Source organism: Flagellimonas meridianipacifica, from assembly GCF_003001695.1.
In the GTDB taxonomy this organism is placed as follows: Bacteria; Bacteroidota; Bacteroidia; order Flavobacteriales; family Flavobacteriaceae; genus Flagellimonas; species Flagellimonas meridianipacifica.
The window spans coordinates 806167-825174 of sequence record NZ_PVYX01000001.1 but is presented as its reverse complement, the minus strand read 5'-3'; the positions used below and the strand labels follow the sequence as shown (position 1 = coordinate 825174).

Annotated in this window: 17 protein-coding genes; 1 reads left to right on the top strand and 16 read right to left on the bottom strand. The window is 40.2% G+C overall.

Annotated features, from left to right (window positions below; translation table 11 throughout):
- Positions 1–4: 4 nt before the first annotated feature.
- The 16 genes from CLV81_RS03690 to CLV81_RS03615 all read right to left on the bottom strand — a co-directional run bounded on the left by CLV81_RS03690 (position 5) and on the right by CLV81_RS03615 (position 17976).
- Positions 5–1132, bottom strand: a complete 1128-nt coding sequence (locus CLV81_RS03690; RefSeq protein ID WP_106143698.1) for an AEC family transporter — start codon at positions 1130–1132, stop codon at positions 5–7.
- Positions 1133–1138: 6 nt separating this feature from the next.
- Positions 1139–2332 carry a pyridoxal phosphate-dependent aminotransferase gene (locus tag CLV81_RS03685; RefSeq protein ID WP_106143697.1) on the bottom strand — a complete coding sequence of 398 codons (1194 nt, stop codon included), beginning with the start codon at positions 2330–2332 and terminating at the stop codon, positions 1139–1141.
- 262 nt (positions 2333–2594) lie between these two features.
- Complete coding sequence (locus tag CLV81_RS03680) at positions 2595–3011, bottom strand: hypothetical protein (protein ID WP_106143696.1); 417 nt, start codon at positions 3009–3011, stop codon at positions 2595–2597.
- A 15-nt stretch (positions 3012–3026) separates the two neighbouring features.
- A complete protein-coding gene (gene pheS, locus CLV81_RS03675) occupies positions 3027–4046 on the bottom strand; it encodes a phenylalanine--tRNA ligase subunit alpha (RefSeq protein ID WP_106143695.1) in 1020 nt (339 codons plus the stop codon).
- Positions 4047–4248: 202 nt separating this feature from the next.
- Entirely contained in the window at positions 4249–6108 is a 1860-nt protein-coding gene (locus tag CLV81_RS03670) for a SulP family inorganic anion transporter (RefSeq protein WP_106143694.1), read from the bottom strand.
- A gap of 114 nt (positions 6109–6222) precedes the next feature.
- The gene (locus tag CLV81_RS03665; RefSeq protein ID WP_106143693.1) at positions 6223–6849 is read right to left on the bottom strand and encodes a carbonic anhydrase family protein; all 627 of its coding nucleotides are present in this window, start codon (positions 6847–6849) and stop codon (positions 6223–6225) included.
- Entirely contained in the window at positions 6833–8452 is a 1620-nt protein-coding gene (locus tag CLV81_RS03660) for a SulP family inorganic anion transporter (RefSeq protein ID WP_106143692.1), read from the bottom strand. The genes CLV81_RS03665 and CLV81_RS03660 overlap by 17 nt, the downstream gene beginning before the upstream one ends.
- A gap of 80 nt (positions 8453–8532) precedes the next feature.
- Complete coding sequence (locus CLV81_RS03655; protein ID WP_106143691.1) at positions 8533–8835, bottom strand: hypothetical protein; 303 nt, start codon at positions 8833–8835, stop codon at positions 8533–8535.
- Between the two features lie 57 nt (positions 8836–8892).
- Entirely contained in the window at positions 8893–9657 is a 765-nt protein-coding gene (locus CLV81_RS03650; protein ID WP_313790276.1) for a tetratricopeptide repeat protein, read from the bottom strand.
- Positions 9654–11435, bottom strand: coding sequence for a BatD family protein (locus CLV81_RS03645; RefSeq protein WP_106143689.1), 1782 nt, complete (start codon positions 11433–11435; stop codon positions 9654–9656). The genes CLV81_RS03650 and CLV81_RS03645 overlap by 4 nt, the downstream gene beginning before the upstream one ends.
- Complete coding sequence (locus CLV81_RS03640) at positions 11435–12328, bottom strand: tetratricopeptide repeat protein (protein WP_417935409.1); 894 nt, start codon at positions 12326–12328, stop codon at positions 11435–11437. The genes CLV81_RS03645 and CLV81_RS03640 overlap by 1 nt, the downstream gene beginning before the upstream one ends.
- Positions 12309–13355 (bottom strand): VWA domain-containing protein, encoded by a 1047-nt coding sequence (locus CLV81_RS03635; protein WP_106143687.1) that lies wholly within the window; start codon positions 13353–13355, stop codon positions 12309–12311. Before CLV81_RS03635 ends, CLV81_RS03640 begins: the two co-directional genes overlap by 20 nt.
- A 5-nt stretch (positions 13356–13360) precedes the next feature.
- On the bottom strand, positions 13361–14359 hold the full coding sequence (locus tag CLV81_RS03630; protein ID WP_106143686.1) for a vWA domain-containing protein: 999 nt from the start codon (positions 14357–14359) through the stop codon (positions 13361–13363).
- 2 nt (positions 14360–14361) lie between these two features.
- Complete coding sequence (locus CLV81_RS03625; protein WP_245911912.1) at positions 14362–15951, bottom strand: BatD family protein; 1590 nt, start codon at positions 15949–15951, stop codon at positions 14362–14364.
- A 65-nt stretch (positions 15952–16016) separates the two neighbouring features.
- A complete protein-coding gene (locus CLV81_RS03620) occupies positions 16017–16883 on the bottom strand; it encodes a DUF58 domain-containing protein (protein WP_106143684.1) in 867 nt (288 codons plus the stop codon).
- An 88-nt stretch (positions 16884–16971) separates the two neighbouring features.
- Positions 16972–17976, bottom strand: a complete 1005-nt coding sequence (locus CLV81_RS03615; protein WP_106143683.1) for an AAA family ATPase — start codon at positions 17974–17976, stop codon at positions 16972–16974.
- A 158-nt stretch (positions 17977–18134) separates the two neighbouring features.
- On the opposite strand from CLV81_RS03615, the gene CLV81_RS03610 reads away from it, so the two are divergent.
- Positions 18135–19007 (top strand): aldo/keto reductase, encoded by an 873-nt coding sequence (locus tag CLV81_RS03610; RefSeq protein ID WP_106143682.1) that lies wholly within the window; start codon positions 18135–18137, stop codon positions 19005–19007.
- Position 19008 lies beyond the last annotated feature (1 nt).

Sequence of the window (19008 nt, the reverse complement as noted above, 5' to 3'; positions counted from 1 at the left end):
TCCATTATATATGTTCGGGGGCAGTTCTTTTTATTTTCGCCTTACCCATTTTAGTAAGTGATACTTTTTTGTTCAGCCCGTTCAAAATGGGGTAAACTAAACCAATGGCAAACAGGACTCCACCAACGAGTAAGATATTAATATTGGTGGTAAAGAAAGTTCCAGTGTTGAGTACTCCAAGAATTAGAACAGTCGATAACGGAAAGGAAAGCGCCAAAATGTTAAGGGCAAAATCACTATCAAAAGTACGTTTTTGGGTATCTTCAACTTCAAGATGTTCCACCGCGGAAATATGGGCGTAGGGCCAAAAGCTACATGAGCTCAAACCAAATGCCAACAATAAAAGAATGTTTTCTATGGATTTTAATCCGGAAAATAGGATAAATATTCCTCCCAAAACAAATACCAACCCTGCACGAATGCACAACATGGAAAACACTTGAAAAAACTGTTTTCTTTTAAGTTTGATTCCCAACCCAATGAACAACAGAACCAATGGAGTCATAATCAAGCTCAGTTTTTTCAGGATGTCACTGAACAAAACGGGTAAGGTATCCATAGTAAACCCAAATACCAGTAGTATTAGCGCAGCAATTATAAATATGTTTACCGGTTCCGAAACAAGCACTTTCAATAATGACATCAACTTTCCATTACCTTTCTTGGCCTTACTTCTGAGTTGGTAGTGCCAATTCATGGCAACAACATAAAGAATGACCAACACAAAAATTTTGTTTCCCAAATCGGCCATAGCCACTTTAGCTAAAGCATTTTCGCCTAAGAATTCAAGCACAAAAGGGAAACATGAAAGACCTGGAGCCAGCGAAGGGATGAGCAGCCTTGCGGTTCGGAACTCTGGAGAATCTTTTTCTATACCCACCAGAGGAAGGACGAAAGGGATTGCAAGAAACAAAACTACGTTGAGCGCTAAGGCCATGATAGGAAGGAACAATAAGCTCCACTCCACTTTCACACCCAATAAGGCTATGAAAATTGTGGCAGGCAATGCCAGGTTCAAGATAATTGCCTTTATGCCACTGCGCTCATCCTTGGATTTGATTTTGTTTTTTAGAAAAACACCAATAAGGATAAAGCATACAAACGTAATTGTCTTATATAATCCGGAGTCCATGAAACGCTAGACTAGAACTTTGGAGATTGCGTCTGTAAAAAGTTTCATTTCATCCATGGTACCCATGCTTACTCGGCACCAATCTTTATCCATAAAATGGAATGCCCTTACGCCAACTTTTAAGTCGGTCATTTTCTCTAGAAAATCTTTTCCAGCCATTTCAATAGGGAATATCATGAAGCTGGTATGGGATTTTACGTAATCGAAGCCCATGGAATCTAAACTGGAATACACATATTCCCTACATTTTACATTCAATTCCCTTGAACTGTCCAAAAAGGATGTATCGTCCATTGCCGCCATTGCCGCAAATACAGATGGATATGATATTCCCATTCCACCTCTTGTTATTTTCTGCAGTTGACCTAAAGTAGATTCTTGGCCTACAATATAACCTACACGCAATCCGGCCATTCCATGGATTTTTGAAAATGTACGGGCAATGATTACGTTTTTACCTTCATTGATTAGGGAAACCATACTTTTCTTCAAACCTTCTCCCATAAAAGCCAGATAGGCTTCGTCCACAAAGACTGGAGCCTTTTCGGAGACTCTGGAACAAAAATCAACCATTTCTTCGTGATCGGTAATGGTACCCGTAGGATTGTTGGGATTACAGATATACACCAATTTTGTGTCTGAGTCAACAGCGGCCTCCATGGCTTTTAAGTCATGAGACCAATCCTTCTTTAGTGGAACGGGCTTCCAAGTGGCACCTACAGATTCAGCAACTCGTATTAGTGACATATATGCAGGATCGGCAGATACTACGTTTCCACCATTCATGAACAACACCATGGCCGTTTTTTCCAAAAGGTCAGAAGAACCCGGGCCCATCATTATATTCTTTGCACTTACTCCCTCAAAATCAGCTATTTTGTCAACCAATTGAAAGAGTTCTTTCCATGCGTACCTATTTCCACCGGATGCTGCATTTTTAAATGCTTCCAAGGCTTTTGGCGATGGTCCATATGGATTTTCATTTGCATTCAATTTGGCTTCAAAAGAAGGAAATTCCCTAATATCTTTTGGTAAATACTCTTTGAAAAAAGGGCTGTAGACAGCATCTCCATTCGTATCAAGAACCAATGGAGCTTTTAGGTTTTCAGAGTATCCTAAATAAGGAGTAGCAAGAATTCCTCCGGCCGTAATGGCGCCTTTTTTAAGCCAATCTCTTCTGGAAATGTTTTTGGTGGTCATAGATGGTCTTTTTTGAATTAGCAATCACCTCTAAATTAATAGCTTAGGCGCTTGTATCCTATGACAATTCCGTAAAAATCAGGGGACTAAAATGTCAACTTCAAAAAAAATGGGCCCAAAAAAGTACCTTCATTGAACATCGTGGTGTTGTTAAACAAACTAAAGGGAGGATTTGAACTGCTTTAAAATGAATAATATATTTTGAAATCTCCATTCTATCCACTATTTGAAATAGATGATATTTTAAAGAAAGAGACTTGTTTTATCTTTTGCGAAAACGGAGTAAGCTCGTAGTCATTTCATTGTCCGACAGTCTTCTAAATTGCAAGGAAACTCCAGAACCTGGTCTATTCGGTAAAAGGCTTACAGAAGCAGTATAGTTGTTCTCATCTATAGTTCTTTCACTATAATTTGGTCTTTCCATGCTTCTTGCCAAAGCAGAAAAATCATCAAAGCTTCCATCTTCATTTGTCGAAATTATATTATCAGAGGTAATGACCAGCCTTACCGGAAATAATGGTCCTGCTTCAATATCCTCTATTCTATCCCATGTCCCTATCAGCCATTGAGGAGGTGAGAACAAACCCTGATCATCATTTTTAGAGCAAGAAGTTACTGTAACTAGCAGAAAAATATAGAATAGTGCTGTTATTGCTTTACTAAACAAAGAATTCGACATTTTTCAATCTAGATGTTACAGGGAGCTTTTGAACTGATCAAGGAAGCGAATATCGTTTTCACTCAACAATCGGATATCTGGAATTTGATGCAGCAATAATGCAATTCTGTCAATACCCATTCCAAAAGCAAAACCGGAATAAACCTCAGGGTCAATACCACAGTTTTGCAAAACATTGGGGTCTACCATACCACATCCCATAATTTCGAGCCAACCTGTTCCCTTGGTCATTTTATAATCTGTTTCCGTTTCCAATCCCCAATATACATCTACTTCGGCACTGGGTTCGGTGAAAGGGAAATAGGAAGGCCTCAGCCTGATTTTTGACTTTCCAAACATTTCTGAAGTGAAATATTGCAAAGTCTGTTTCAAATCTGCGAAAGACACATCTTTGTCCACATAAAGTCCCTCAACCTGATGGAAGAAGCAATGGGATCTTGCCGAAATAGCCTCATTTCTATACACACGTCCAGGGGATATGGTGCGAATGGGGGGCCGGTTGTTTTCCATGTACCTTACCTGTACCGATGAGGTGTGGGTACGAAGCAAAATATCTGGGTCGGTTTGAATAAAGAATGTATCCTGCATATCACGTGCAGGGTGATATTCGGGCAGATTTAAAGCGGTAAAGTTATGCCAATCATCTTCTATCTCGGGACCCTCAGAAACATTGAATCCAATACGCGAAAAGATGTTGATTATTCTATTTTTAACTATTGAAATGGGATGCCTCGCACCAATTTCTATGGGTTCACCCGGACGTGTAAGATCACCATACTTTCCTTGCGTCTCTGATTGATTTTCAACAGCTTGCTTTAAAGTATTTACCTTCTCGTTTGCTGAAGTCTTTAATTGATTGATAGCCTGACCGAATTCTTTCTTTTGCCCGTTGGGCACATTCTTGAATTCAGCGAAAAAGGAGTTTAAAAGCCCTTTTTTTCCTAAATATTTAATTCGGAATGCTTCTATTTCGTCTTTCGAGGTGGATGAAAAAGCCTCTACTTCAGCCAAGTGTTGTTTAAGCGTGTCAATCATTGGTGATTGGATTGTCAATCGACAAAGGTAGCAAATTGTCTCTGAAAACATAATGGTTGGAATTGGGAATAGCTACAAGAAAACGATACCGCTAAGCTCCTCAAATGTATTACAATCCCAAAAGCAAAAAATGAAAGCTTTGTCCCGTATGGTATTGGAATTAAGCCTTAATAGGATTAAAAGTTATAAGCAGATTGATAGGTTATGGATACTTATCTTCCACGTGCTCTTCTATCCATTCCATACAACTATCAAAGTCAGGGAAAATATGTTCTTCAGGGATAAGGTCTGGGATAATATCAATACGTTCCATCATATACATGGGCTGGTCTAGAATTTCAACGAACAGTACATCCATTCCTTTGTTTTTAAGGTCTTGCAATACATCTTCCATAGCATACAGCCCGGTCTGGTCCATGTATTGCATACGCGCCATGCGAATCACTACCGCCGAGGCAGTATCAGGAATCTGTTCGGCAAGTTGATGGAAATCGCTGGTAGACCCAAAAAAAAGCGGTCCATTCAAGTGTTTAATAAACACTTCTTCAGCTAAATTCTTTGGAAAATTGGTTTCATCCGCCCAAGCTTTCTCTTCGATAAGCGGTAAGACTTCTGATTTTTTGGCGGTTAGGTCTCCCATTTTTTTCATGAACATTAGAGAGGCAAAAACTAATCCAATTCCAACAGCATACACCAGATTCCATACAGATGAAAGTACCATTACTGTAAGCATAATAATTACCTCCGAACTCAATTTGAGTGGGCCAAGGTGAATGTCTTTTGGCAAATAGGGAATAGCTTTCAGTCCTTTATAGTCCATTACTCCAATGCCGACAGTAACTAAAATACCTGCGAGTACAGCTGCCGGAATTTGTGAGGCCACAGGTCCCAGTGCCAAAAGAATTATCAGCAATAGTACTCCGGCAATCATTCCAGATAATCTGGTTTTTCCACCAGAATTGATATTTACAACAGTTCGGATTGTGGCACCGGCACCAGGAATACCCCCAAAAATGGAGGCAACGCTGTTTCCTATTCCTTGCCCTACCAATTCTTTATTAGGTTTATGTTTGGTCTGCGTCATGTTATCAGCAACCACGGATGTTAGCAGTGAATCAATTGCCCCTAGCAAGGCAAGTGTGAGGGCTGTGAAAATATGGGGAGAAATGGAACCAAGGGAAAATTTGCTGAAAATCTCCAGATTAGGTAGAGGGAGACCGCTTGGAATTTTTTCAATGGGACGGTAGTCCAATCCAACACCATAGGCAATTCCCGAGACAACTAACAGGGCCACCAAAGTGCTTGGTATGGATTTAGTAATTCTCTTAAATCCAAAAATGATAAGAATTGTGGCCACTGCAAGCGAGAGTTCAAGCCAATTGATGTTGCCCAACGCTCTTGGCAAAACTTTAAAAGTTCCCAAAACACCCGAAGCATCTTTAGCGGCAAGGGTTTTGGCTTCCTTATTCATATCTGCTGGAGTTATTTTGTTGGCGCGTTTAATGGTTTCTTCAAAATCCTCAAGAACTAGAATTCCTTCCCCGGCTTCTTCCTGTAAAATGTTTTTCAAGATTTCTTCCTCGGCCTCGGCCATATATTGAGCGACAAACTCCTCGTCCTCTTTTGGATAGTAACCTACAGCTGGAAGAATTTGGGTCACCAAAATGATTACCCCTATAGCGGTCATAAAACCAGAAACGACAGGGTAAGGAATGTATTTAATATATTTTCCAAGACCTATGAGGCCCAAACCAATTTGCATGAGTCCAGCCAATAGGAAGATGGTAAGTATGGCAGGAAGTGCTTTTTCTACATCACCGTCATTGATGGCCACGATACTTGCAATGACCACCATGCTAACCGCGGTCATTGGGGCTGTAGGCCCAGAAATCTGAGTATTGGTCCCTCCAAAGAGTGCCGCAAAAAAACTGATAAAAATTGCTCCGTAAAGACCTGCGCTAGGCCCCAAACCCGAACTTACTCCAAAAGCAAGGGCCAACGGTAGAGCTACTATGCCAGCGGTTACCCCACCAAATAAATCACCCCTGAAATGTTTAAACATATGCAGTGCTTGGGTTTAGCATTACCACCAAGATAGTGAATTTAGGACACTAAAAAAGACCAACGAAAGGATAATCATTGGCCTTGATTGAATTGAAATTCTTAAAAGAATAAGTTAAAAATAGTGCACCTGTCCATCGGCAATGTCGTACATACCACCAATAATAAGAATCTCCCCATTGTCTTCCATTTCCTTTAGAACAGGACTTTTCTTTCTGATGTTTTCCATGGTCATATGAACATTCTTTTCTGCAACAGCATTCACGAAATTGATGTTTTTGGAGTTCCGCTGGGATTCATCCGCTGGTTCTTCCACTGCCACAACAGCTGGCCTTATTTTACTCAATAACTCGGTAAGATTACCCATTTTTGCGTCATCACAAGCTCCTTTTACAGCGCCGCAGCTGGTATGCCCCAGAACTACAATAATTTTTGTTCCCGCAAGTTTGCAGGCAAACTCCATACTTCCCAAAATATCTTCATTCACTATATTACCGGCTACCCTTGCGCTGAATATATCTCCCACGCCCTGATCGAAAATAAGTTCGGCAGATACCCGGGAGTCGATGCAACCCAAAATAGTGGCAAAGGGATATTGACCCGATGTGGTCTCTTTAACCTGCTGTAGTAAATCCCTAGAGGTCTGTTTCTTTTCTACAAAACGTTTATTTCCTTCTTTGAGAAGTTCCCATGCCGCATTTGGGGTCAGCGCCGCTTGTGTTTCTTTAGTCTGTGTTATCATCGCTAGGAGGATTTTGATTTTTATCTAATTTAAAAAATTGAATGTAGCTATCTGGATTTTCAACCACTCCACGTTCAGAAATTAATTTTATATCAATATTCTTATTGGCAGCTTTCTCCGAGAAATCTTCAAGTATTTCAATGATATCGTTATCCAGATATCTTGTATTTCGAACATCCAACTCAAGTTGTGAGTTTTCTGGGAGACTATCCAACTCCTTTAGAATGGCTCCCTTATTGAAAAAAGTAACCTCCTCCGCCAAGGTCATCTTAATTTTGTGCGCCCCGTTACTTTTATCTTCTATATGCAGGAAGTGCGAATTTTGATAGCTCTTAATCAAAATGACCACTATACCTACACCTAGTCCAAGACCTATTCCAACCAATAAATCAGTAAAAACAATTCCCAATACGGTAACTACAAATGGAATGAACTGCTTCCACCCCAGATTGTACATGGTTTTGAAAAGCTTGGGTTTTGCCAGTTTGTACCCAACTATGAACAGGATTGCCGCTAAAACGGAGAGAGGAATCATGTTCAATAACCTCGGTATTAGAACCACTGAAATCAGTAAGAAGAAACCATGAATTATAGCAGACGCCTTCGTTCTACCGCCAGATTGAATATTTGCTGAACTTCGAACAATAACCTGGGTTACTGGGAGACCACCTACCAAACCGGATACTGTATTTCCAATACCTTGTGCAAAAAGCTCCTTATTGGTCGGGGTAGTTCTTTTGTAAGGATCAAGTTTATCAGTCGCCTCAACACAGAGCAAGGTTTCTAAACTGGCCACCAGGGCTATGGTAAATGCTGTGATCCATATCTGTGCATCTCCTATTACAGAGAAATTGGGAAAACTCAGTAAGCTTCCTAAGGTTTCAATACTTTCGGGAACGGGAACCTTCACCAAATGTTCAGCAGAAATCCCCCAGGTTTCATTTCCTTGGGTGAGAACAAAGAAAATTATACCAAGAACTACTGCAACCAAAGGGCCTTGGATGAGCTGAAAGATTTTTCCTTTTTTGGAAAGTACATTGTTCCATAAAATCAAGATGGCCATGGCCACTAGCGCAATAATAGTAGCGCCGTTGCTAAAGTTACCACTTATGATTCCGCTAATGGTATTAAAAATTTCCGTAAACGTATTCTCCCCGTCTATTTGGAAGAAGGCGAAGTCGCCTTCCGGGTCTTTATCATAACCAAAGAAGTAAGGGATTTGCTTTAAGATGATTATGATTCCGATTCCGGTCAACATTCCTTTAATAACCGATGACGGGAAATAGTAGGCAATAACCCCGGCTTTTAGAATACTGAACAAAATTTGAATGAGACCGCCCAAAACTACAGCAACCAAAAAATTTTCGAAACCTCCCAAAGTTCCTATAGCTGTGAGAACAATTGCTGCAAGACCGGCTGCTGGACCGCTGACCCCAATCTGGGAACCACTGAGGGCACCCACAATTATTCCACCTACGATTCCTGCAATCAGGCCTGAAAATAATGGGGCACCACTGGCAAGGGCAATTCCCAAACATAAAGGCAATGCAACAAAGAATACTACGATACTTGCCGGCAAGTCATTTTTAATATACTTGAACATAATGTGATTAGGTTTTGTTCTCCGAAGTATACTATTCTTCGGAGGGAATGATATAATTTGCTAAAAAGTATGGCATTAATTTATACTTTCCTAGGTGGGGGAAGTAGAATATCCAACACAAAATCAGAATTGTGAACTACATACTCCAAATGAGTATGCTCTTGTGATTGGATTAAATCCGAATAGATATGTTGAAAATTGTTTAAGAACAGGTCTTTCTCATCAAATTTTTTCTCTGATTCTTTTTCACCTTGCTTTTCTTCCTCGTTTGTGTCTGTAAGAAGCACTATATCAATGTCTTCATCAATAATTGGAAGTAGCGATGGAGTCAATATAGAGGACACCAGAAAAAGAGCAATTAAGGGAAAAGCAATGTTCTTCAAACAAGGCGGTTTTAAACAAAAATAATAGCAAAGCTATTGTTTTTAGTTAAATTTTGTTTAAAAATCCTTCAATAACTTGACATTTTGATTTTTAACCCAACCTGTTTGGCCATCGGCCAATTTTATTTTTTGCCAATCGTTTAAACCATCCAGCACATTTACTTTGGTCCCCTCATGAAGAATAAAAACGGTTTCACTGTTCTCATTGGGTTCGGAGGTGATTTTGACTTCCTTTGCAAAGACAATTGCAGGGTTGTTGGATTTATATTCCTGGTATTGGAGGTAAGCCAGTAAAACTGTTAGCAGTCCCAGAACTAAAGAAAAAATACTGGTTACGAAAGCAATTCTTTTTTGGGTAGCGCTGCGAAGGAAGTAGTAAGCCAAGTAACCCAACACAAATAGCATTATTAGTACCACTGAAAGATAGGCCCACCCATCAAAAGAGAACATGTTCACAACTGAGGTATATGCTTTCCCAATTTCAGTTTGTGGCATTTCTTCCACGGCATCGAGCCTCATGTTCTGCGCATACTTTAAATTGTTCTTTATTTCTCCATCATCTGGATTAAGTAGCAATGCTTTTTCGTAATAATAAATGCTAGGACCAATATGATTCAGCTTATAATGACAATTGGCTAAATTGAAATATAGCTCCGGTGAGTGTTTACCACCCTTCAAAATTTGCTCGTAGTTTTCTATGGCCTTGGAATATTCTCCTTTATTATAGTGTTCCGTAGCTTGCGTAAACAATTGGCTGTTTTGAGAGTTGCCCCAAGCAAATACCAAAAGTGCCGTGCACAAAAGAAAGACCCTTTGCATCATAGTTGTTTATCCAATTTTGAGATGACTTCGCTCGCCTTTTCATAATCCTGCTGCATCTGTACATCTGAAAAAGGGCTGTACCTAGCCATTTCACAGTTGGTCAACAAACTAATAAAACCCTCAATGTCCAAAGAATCAACTAGTTTTTCATCTAGAATAGAGGTGATTTTTTCTTTACTGAATTCTGAAGTCTCAATTTTTAATTTGGCCTTTAAGTAATTGTGCAAGCCTTTTTCTAAAGCCACATAAAAAGCCTCCTTATTGCCCAATTCCTTTTTAGCTGTGGAGAGATACTTTTTGGCCAGACGGTTTGCTCTTTTAATTTTATTGCCTTCAATATCACTTGCAATCGCTTCTCTTTTCTTAAAAGAAAATACAGCGATAGGAATTAATAGAATTGGCGCAAAAAGCAGAATATAAAAAGTGTTTGAACCAAAGAAATAATCCGTTCCAATTTTAGTGAGATTGGGCCGTAGTTTTATAAAGTGAAACTGTTTGCCGGTGGGCACCACCAGCTGTTTGTTTACATTGGAAGCTACAGGGCTAACCGTATTATTTCCCGCAGGACCTTCCAAAACTTCGATGTTGATTTCTTCAGAGTTTAAAGTAACGTACCTTGAGGTCTTGGGATTAAAATAGCTAAACGAAATACTGGGGATTGGATATTTTCCCCTAAAAGAGGGAACCACAGTGTAGTTGTTGGCCACTTTCCCCTCCATACCCGAAAGGTTTGTACGGACATTTTCGTTGTATTCAGGCTCGTATACCTCAAGAGAGCTCGGTAACTCAGGTTCCGGCAATTGAAACAGTTTCAAATTTCCTTTTCCTGACACTTCTACTTTGGCTTGAAGCGATTCTGAAGCGTTTAACCTCTTCTTACTTGAAGTGACCTGAAATTTAAAATCACCTACGGCTCCCCCAAAGTTTGCAGGTTTCCCTGCTTCCGGTAAGGATTTCACCGTAAGGGTTCTTCTACCAGCAGATACCGTTTTGCTTGTCTGTGTGTAAATGCGTCCTCCAAAGAAATCCCTTCGGTTAGTGGGGACATCAACAAAAATCTCAAGAGACAAGGGCTCTATATCCAATTTACCTGATTTTTGAGGATAAAGCACTACTCTTTTAAGTACCACGTAGCGATAGGGCTTTCCTTTATAGGTTCCATTTTGAGCAGTATGCTTGGTAACCGGAATGTCTTGGCTCCAAAAATCATTGTATTTGGGGCTGTCCAGCGAACGGTAGTTGGTCACGTTGATGTTCGGACTTACATAGAGTTTGTAAATAACCGTTACCGCTTCGTTTAGATATGGATTGCCTTTAGATACTTCTGCTACTAAATGTAGGCTTTCATCTGCTACATCATCTACTGTCTTTTGATCATTCGGCTTGTCTACCGCGGCAGTAACCTCAACGGTTTTGGACAGGGTTTTGTAGGTTTCTCCATTAATTTCAATGGTAGCCTGTTTGATAGTAAATCTTCCTCTTGCTGTAGGGACTAATATGTAAGTATATGTTTTGGAATAGGTGCGTTTTCCATTAATCCATGAAGAAGCTATGGATTGAGACGGCCCCATTACCACCTTAAAACCTTCAAAAGATGGAGGGTTGAAATTGTCTCCATCCTTGTTCATGGTAAACTCTGCCCTTAGGCGTTCGTTTATCCCTAGTTTTTCTTTACTCAATTTGAGTTCAAAGGTTATTTCTTCTTGGGCACTTACGTCTGATGCCCAAAAGAGGGCAGTAGATAAAATTGTAGTAAAAAAAACGCCCCACTTCAACATCACCAATCTTTCTCGTTTTTAATTTTCTTACCTCTAACCTTTCTTGCCTCCATTTTTTCCTGCACCTTTTTCTCTTCGTTTTGCATGGCCTCTAGCAAATTCTGGATTTGCTGTTTGGAGAGTTGATTTGGTCTGGGTTGTTGTTTCTGTTGGTCAGGCTGGTCTCCTTCGCTGGGTTTTTGTTCTTGTTCCTTTTTCTTATCTCCTTCGCCCTCTTGATTTTCTTCAGGCTTGTTGTCCCCATTTTTTCCTTCATCACCTTGATCCTTATTTTCATCCTGGTCCTGTTCCCCTTCGTTATCCTTGTTATTGTCCCCCTGGTTGTTTTGATCCTGATTCTTGTCTTTTTGGTCTTGCTGGTCCTGTTTGTCTTTATCGTCCTTGTCTTGGTCGTTTTGCTGCTCGTCTTGTTGCTTTTTTAGCATTTCTTTAGCCAAGGCCAGATTATATCGAGTCTCTTCATCCTTGGGATTGTTTCGTAGAGCCTCTTTATAGGCTTCGACGGCTTTTTCGTATTCCTTGTTTTTCATGAACACATTGCCCATGTTGTGAAACGATTTATGCTTTCCATCTTTGGAGGTAGCAGTTTCCCCAGCCTGTTTATATCTGCCAAATGCCTCGCTAAAGCTTTCTCGATTATAGTAGGCGTTGCCTAAATTGTAAGGGGCAACTGCATTTTTTTTGCTTTTGGAAATGGCACGTCTATAATCGGATTCCGCCCCGGTAAAATCATTGGCTGTTAATTCCTTGTTGGCCTCCCAAGTAAGATTGGTAGAGTTCTTCAATGCTTTTTCTGCAGCTTTTTCCGCCTCTGCATCTTGGGCCCATGTAGTAAGCCCAAATATCAAAAACAGACCCAAAAATCCTATCTCCTTATACATCATCATGTTCATTGAAAAGATTAAGTTTTTTCAACCATTTGGTTTTTCTATCAAGCAGGAAGATATCCAAAAATAAAAAGAACAGACCGATTGCCAGAAACCATTGGAATTGGTCTTTGTATTCTGCAAATTGTTTGGCCTCAAATTCTTTTTTATCCATTTGGGCCAATTGTTCTTTGATGAATTCAACCGCTTCATCTGTATTGGAACCATTTATATAAACCCCATTTCCCTCGTCTGCTATTTCGGATAGCACTGCCTCATTCAATTTGGTGATGACCACTTCACCTTGATTATCCTTTTTTAAACTCTCAACAACTCCATTTCTTTTGATGGGTATTGGTGCACCTTTGGGTTTTCCAACCCCCAAGGTGAAAATTCTGATACCGTTTTGAGTGGCATTTTCAACCGCACTGATTGTCGTTCTCTCAGAGTGGTCTTCTCCATCAGAAACAATAAATAGCACTCTATTGGTTTGCTCTTCGTCATCAAAATAGGTGCTTGCCAAATCTATGGCCGCATTAATTGCTGTTCCTTGGGAGGAAAGCATATTGGTGTTCATGGCTTGAAGGAACATTTTAGCCGCCCCGTAATCGGTGGTTATGGGCAATTGGGGATAAGCTTGGCCCGCGTAGGCTATAATTCCAATTCGGTCACTGGCCAATTGATTGATAATCTCCGAGACCAATCTCTTGGCTTTTTCCATACGATTGGGAGCAATATCCTCAGCAAGCATACTTTTGGAAACGTCGATGGCAAATACAATATCAACCCCTTCCCGTTTTACAGTCTCCAACTTGGTACCGATTTTGGGATTTACTAAGCCCAAAATCAAAAACCCCAATCCTGCCAGAAGAAATAAAAGCTTCAATGCGGACTTGAATTGAGATTTATCCGGAGCCAATCTGCGCAACAGTCGTGTATCGGCAAACTGTTTTTGGGCTCTTCTTTTCCATATTTGAAGAAAAAAGAAAGCTGCTGCCATTACCGGAAGTATGGCTAAGAGATAAAAATATATTTTTTCGTCAAACTGAATCATTGTACCTAGATGAAGCTTTTAAATATCGAACTACGCAGACCCCACTCCAATAGAAGCAAAACTCCTGCCAGAAGCACCAAGGGCCTAAACTTTTCATCGTATTTGTAATATTTGAACTCTTCTATTTCCGTTTTTTCAAGTTTATTGATTTCGTCATAGATTTCTTCCAACTTCTCATTATCCGTTGCCCTGAAGTATTTACCTCCCGTTGCAGAGGCTATTTCTTCCAACAGCTTTTCATCAATTTCTACCTGACGCATACCAAACCTGAAAGAACCGTCCCTGTTGTAAGCTATTGGAGATAGTGCGTTTCCATTGGTGCCCAAACCAATGGTATAGGTTTTGATTCCGAATTCTACCGCTAAATCCGCCGCCGTGGAAGGTTCAATGAAACCAGAGTTGTTCACACCATCCGTAAGCAATATAATAACCTTACTTATGGCTTTACTTTCTTTAAGTCGGTTTACCGAAGTGGCCAACCCCATACCAATTGCTGTTCCATCTTCAAGTTCGCCATGCGTTATTTGCCTAAGGGCGCTCAAAACTATGGTCTTGTCACTGGTGATGGGCGTCTTGGTATAGCTTTCACCAGCGTAGGCCACCAAACCAATGCGGTCATTGGGTCGTTTTTTGATAAAATCAGCTGCTACTTTTTTAAGTGCGGTCAATCTATCAGGTTTTAGGTCTTTGGCCAACATACTACTGGAAACGTCAATAGCCATGACAATGTCGATTCCCTTGGTGGTCTTGGTTCGTGTCGAAATATCTTCCGTCTGTGGTCGTGCCAAAGCTGTAATGATGGCCGCCAAGGCCAAAAGGCGAAGTACAAAAAGTAAGGGCCTAAGCTTGGAAATAATACTTTTTACAGTAAATCCTTTGATACTTGAAATACGCAGGGAAGCAACCTCTTGCTTTCGTTTAAGGAAATACCATAGAATTGCCAGAGGCAGCAGGAGCAGCAACCAGAAAAATTGTGGATTTGCAAATTCTACATTCTCAAACATTTCTAAGCCTGTGTTTTAACTTCGAGCGAGCCCAATATACGATCTACAATTTGTTCTGCATATTCATCACCATCTTCCCAAGTGATAATGACCTGTTGCATAAATCCTTTTCCACCAAAGGAAAGGATATTGTATTTCGCTTTTTTGGATTCATTGTTTAATGGATTCTTATAATTTCCAGTACCATAGGTTTTAAGTCCCTGCACACCGGATTTAGTTGTAAATTCTTCTTGCTTGGTAATAATATTTTTAAGCCCCAAGGCTTCAAACGTGGATAGAGTTCCTGCAATTGCAGCCTCAAAATTGGGTTCTGTTTGTTCTTTATAGGTCACAGAACTGGTGCTTACACCAAAAAGGCCTACATAGCTTCCGTAGCGAAAAGTTTGAAGCTCTTTTACCAATTCCTGTGCTTCTTCTGGAAGTTCAGCTTCATTACGAACCAAAACATCTGGGGTTTCCAATTCCACTGGAGGATATCCGTAGGAACTAAATACCCATTCACCTTCCAGAAGGTCTTTGGTGGGGTATCCAAAAACGGTATCCCTCACTTGCTTCGCACCAAAGAAAATAAGGGAAAATGTAGTTCCTAAAATAAGAAGTCCCGCAAAAATAGCAGCGGCCCAATAAATTCGCCTACGTTGTTTCTTCTTCGCCAATTCTTCCAAATACTCCTCGTTCAATAAAAGCTCTTCTTCGGTTGGCTCGGGAAGGGCATCATGCGTTTTTACTACAATTTCCTCCACTAATTTTCGGTCCTGTTCAGCTACTGAAGTGGATGGTTTGGAACGAGCAAACTTCACCAAATCTGCTGTTCTAAGTATTTGTTGGAATTGTTTTATGGTTTCATCTTCAAGTTGAAGTTCTCCTGAATCTTTCAGCATTTCCAACTTGGTAATAAGCTGGTCCGTGGTACTTTCCAATGCGGTAACCTGAACATCCTCTTCCAAATAAGACCGAACAATATCTGTTAGCTCAGAGTAGTATTTTTTGTATTCATCTTGAATCAAATACCTAGAATTCTCTAAACGCTTTAGTTCTAAAAGTGCGCGGTCATACGGAGGCAGTAGTGCCTCTTTTTCCTCTTCGGTCAAAGGTTTTTTCCGTAAAAAGAACCAATACACCAGACCACCAATAATCAACAGTGCGAGAACTACCCAAAATATGATCCACCAAAGTTTGGCATAACTGCGATCAACTTGAATAAGCGGTTTGATGTCATACATTTTTTGCTTGGTGGTGTCCACAACCACATCCGCAACCTTTATCTGAAAAGAGTCGGTGAAGAAGGGTTGCTCATTGATGGCAATACGCTGAGGCGGAATTGTATATGACCCGCTATCAAATTGTGTAAGGGCATAAATACGCTGAAGTTTTACTCGATTACTCTCTTTGATGGTATCGGTAAGCAAGGCTTCAACCGTTTCCAAAGGCGAAAAGGTTTGCCCCTCCGGAAAATGAACAATATTTATGGAATCGGTTTCTACAGTAATAATATACTGGATTTGCTCCCCGATTCTTATGGAGGTAGTATCAATTTTTGAAGAGACTTTAGATGTGTTTTGGGAAAATCCAAAGAGTGGAATAAAAGCCATGAAACATACTATCCGAAGTTTCAATGAACTCTGTTGTATTTCCGATATGTATTTCACCAACTTCATTATCCCCTTCTCTTAAAATAGCCCAATAGTTTTTTCACATAGCTTTCATCTACCCTGCAATGGATTATACCACTACCTGATTTGGCAAAAGAATCTGAAAAGTATTCCACTTTATCCTTATGAAATTGTCCATAGGCACTACGCACTTTTTTGGAACGGGTATTGACCAACTCCAACACTCCAGTTTCGGCATCCTGCATTTGGACCATTCCTAAATTGGGCATGGATTCTTCTTTTTGGTCATATACCCTAATGCCCGTCACGTCATGTTTATTTCCCACAATACGGAGTGTTGCATCGTAGTCATCCGCTATAAAATCTGAAAGCAAGAAAACAATGGCCTTCTTTTTCATCACATTGGTTAAAAACTTGAAGGCTTCGGTGATGTTGGTCTCACTGCTTTTTGGAGTAAACTCCAAAAGTTCACGAATAATTCGTAATACATGGCTCTTGCCCTTTTTTGGAGGGATGAACAGTTCTACTTCGTCTGAAAACAGGATTAGACCTACTTTATCATTATTCTGCAAGGCAGAAAAAGCCAAGGTGGCAGATATTTCGGTAATAACCTCTTTTTTGAACTGCTTTGCTGTACCAAAAAGCTCGGAACCACTCACATCAACCATAAGCATCATGGTTAGCTCCCTCTCTTCTTCAAACACTTTGACAAAGGGTTCGTTGTAGCGAGCCGTAACGTTCCAATCTATATTCCGAACATCATCCCCAAATTGATACTGACGAACTTCGCTAAAGGTCATACCTCTTCCCTTAAAGGTAGAGTGGTACTCCCCACCAAAAATATGATCGGAAAGACGTCTGGTCTTTATTTCAATTTTCCGTACTTTCTTAAGTAGTTCTTTCGTATCCATTTGCTTAATTAACAATTTTACAATGTTCAATTCTTTTTTAAGGGTTTTGGGCCCTTGGTCAATTGTCCATTGTTAATTATGCATTGGGTTAAGGTACTTCCACTTCGTTGACTATCTTGTTGATAATTTCTTCAGATGTCACATTTTCTGCTTCAGCTTCATAAGTTATTCCAATTCTGTGTCGCAGCACATCATGAACCACGGCTCTAACATCTTCTGGAATAACGTATCCTCTTCGTTTAATAAATGCGTAGCATTTGGAAGCATTTGCCAAATTGATACTTCCCCTGGGTGAAGCTCCAAAGCTGATTAGGGGTTTTAATTGGTCGAGGTTATATTTTTCTGGATACCTGGTTGCGAAAATCAGGTCCAGGATATATTTTTCAATTTTTTCATCCATGTATACTTCACGGACGGTCTGTTGGGCGCTCAAAATTTGTTTTAGGCTTACCACCGGGTTTACAGGCTCACCAGCGGTACTGCGAAGGTTCTGGCGAATAATAAGCTGCTCCTCATTTAATTTGGGATAATCTATCACGGTTTTCAGCATGAAACGGTCTACTTGAGCTTCAGGTAGTGGGTATGTTCCTTCTTGTTCTACCGGGTTTTGGGTAGCCATTACCAAGAAGGGCTTATCCAATATAAAGGTTTCATCACCGATTGTTACCTGCTTTTCCTGCATGGCTTCCAACAGAGCGGATTGCACTTTGGCAGGGGCACGGTTAATCTCATCAGCCAAAACAAAATTGGCGAAAATAGGTCCTTTTTTAATGGAGAAATCATTCTCCTTAATGTTGTATATCAAAGTACCCACGACATCTGCCGGAAGTAAATCTGGAGTAAACTGAATTCTGCTAAAGCTACCCTTGACTGCCTTAGCCAAAGTATTGATGGCAAGTGTCTTTGCAAGGCCTGGAACACCTTCTAGCAAAATATGACCTTGGCCCAAAAGACCTATCAGCAAACGCTCTACCATATGTTTTTGACCAACTATGGCCTTATTCATTTCCGAGGTGAGCAAATCAATAAAAGCACTTTCATGCGTTATTTTCTCATTCACAGCACTAATATCAATAGTAGTGTTTTCTTCCATACAAAACTTTTGTCGCAAAGGTTAATGATAGTGTTTTTTCTAAGGATTGCAAAATGAAAATTAATTTAAAAAGCGGCTGTTAATTAATGGTTAAAAAAAACGGCAAGCCCTTAGTTTTGGGAAGTATTTAAGGGTTTATTTTTATACTTTCACCCTATATGCAAACTATTAAAAACTATTCCCCAATTATAGCGGGAACGATGACATGGGGAAGTTGGGGAAAGCAACTTTCCAAAACAGGTATGATTGATTTGATGGAGCATTGTCTTGAGAACGGGCTCCATACTTTTGATCATGCAGATATTTACGGAGATTATACCACAGAGACTGACTTTGGCAATGCTTTTTCCGAAAGCGGAATAAACAGGTCTTCAATTCAATTGATAACCAAATGTGGTATACAAATGACCACCGGCCGGAAAAATCGTTTGAAACATTATGAGTACAGTAAGGACTATATTATTTGGTCTGCAGAAGAATCACTCAAAAAATTGAAAACAGATTACCTTGATTTGTTTCTGATACATCGGCCCAGCCCGTTGATGAACCCTCCTGAAATTGCCGAAGCCATAACACATCTCTTGGATAGTGGAAAAATCAAACAGTTTGGTGTTTCCAATTTTACGCCTTCCCAAATCAGCATGTTGGAAAAGGATATTGATGTAAGTGCCAATCAAGTTGAGTTTTCCATTACTCATTTAGACCCTATGTACGACGGTACATTCGACGATTGCATAGGCAAGAATCGTTTTGCAATGTCTTGGAGTCCGTTGGGAAAAGTTTTTCGTGAAAGAAGCGAACAAACAGGTAAGATTAAGGAAACTCTTTCACAACTGGCACAGAAATACAATGTTGAGGAAAGCCAGTTGCTTTTGGCATGGATGCTGACACACCCAGCAAAACCATCTCCAGTAATTGGTACTACAACCAAGGAAAGGATTACGGCTTCTGCGGAAGCCGCCCATATTGAACTTGATTTACAAGATTGGTTTACCCTTTTGGCGGCCAGCCAAGGGCATGAAGTACCCTAAA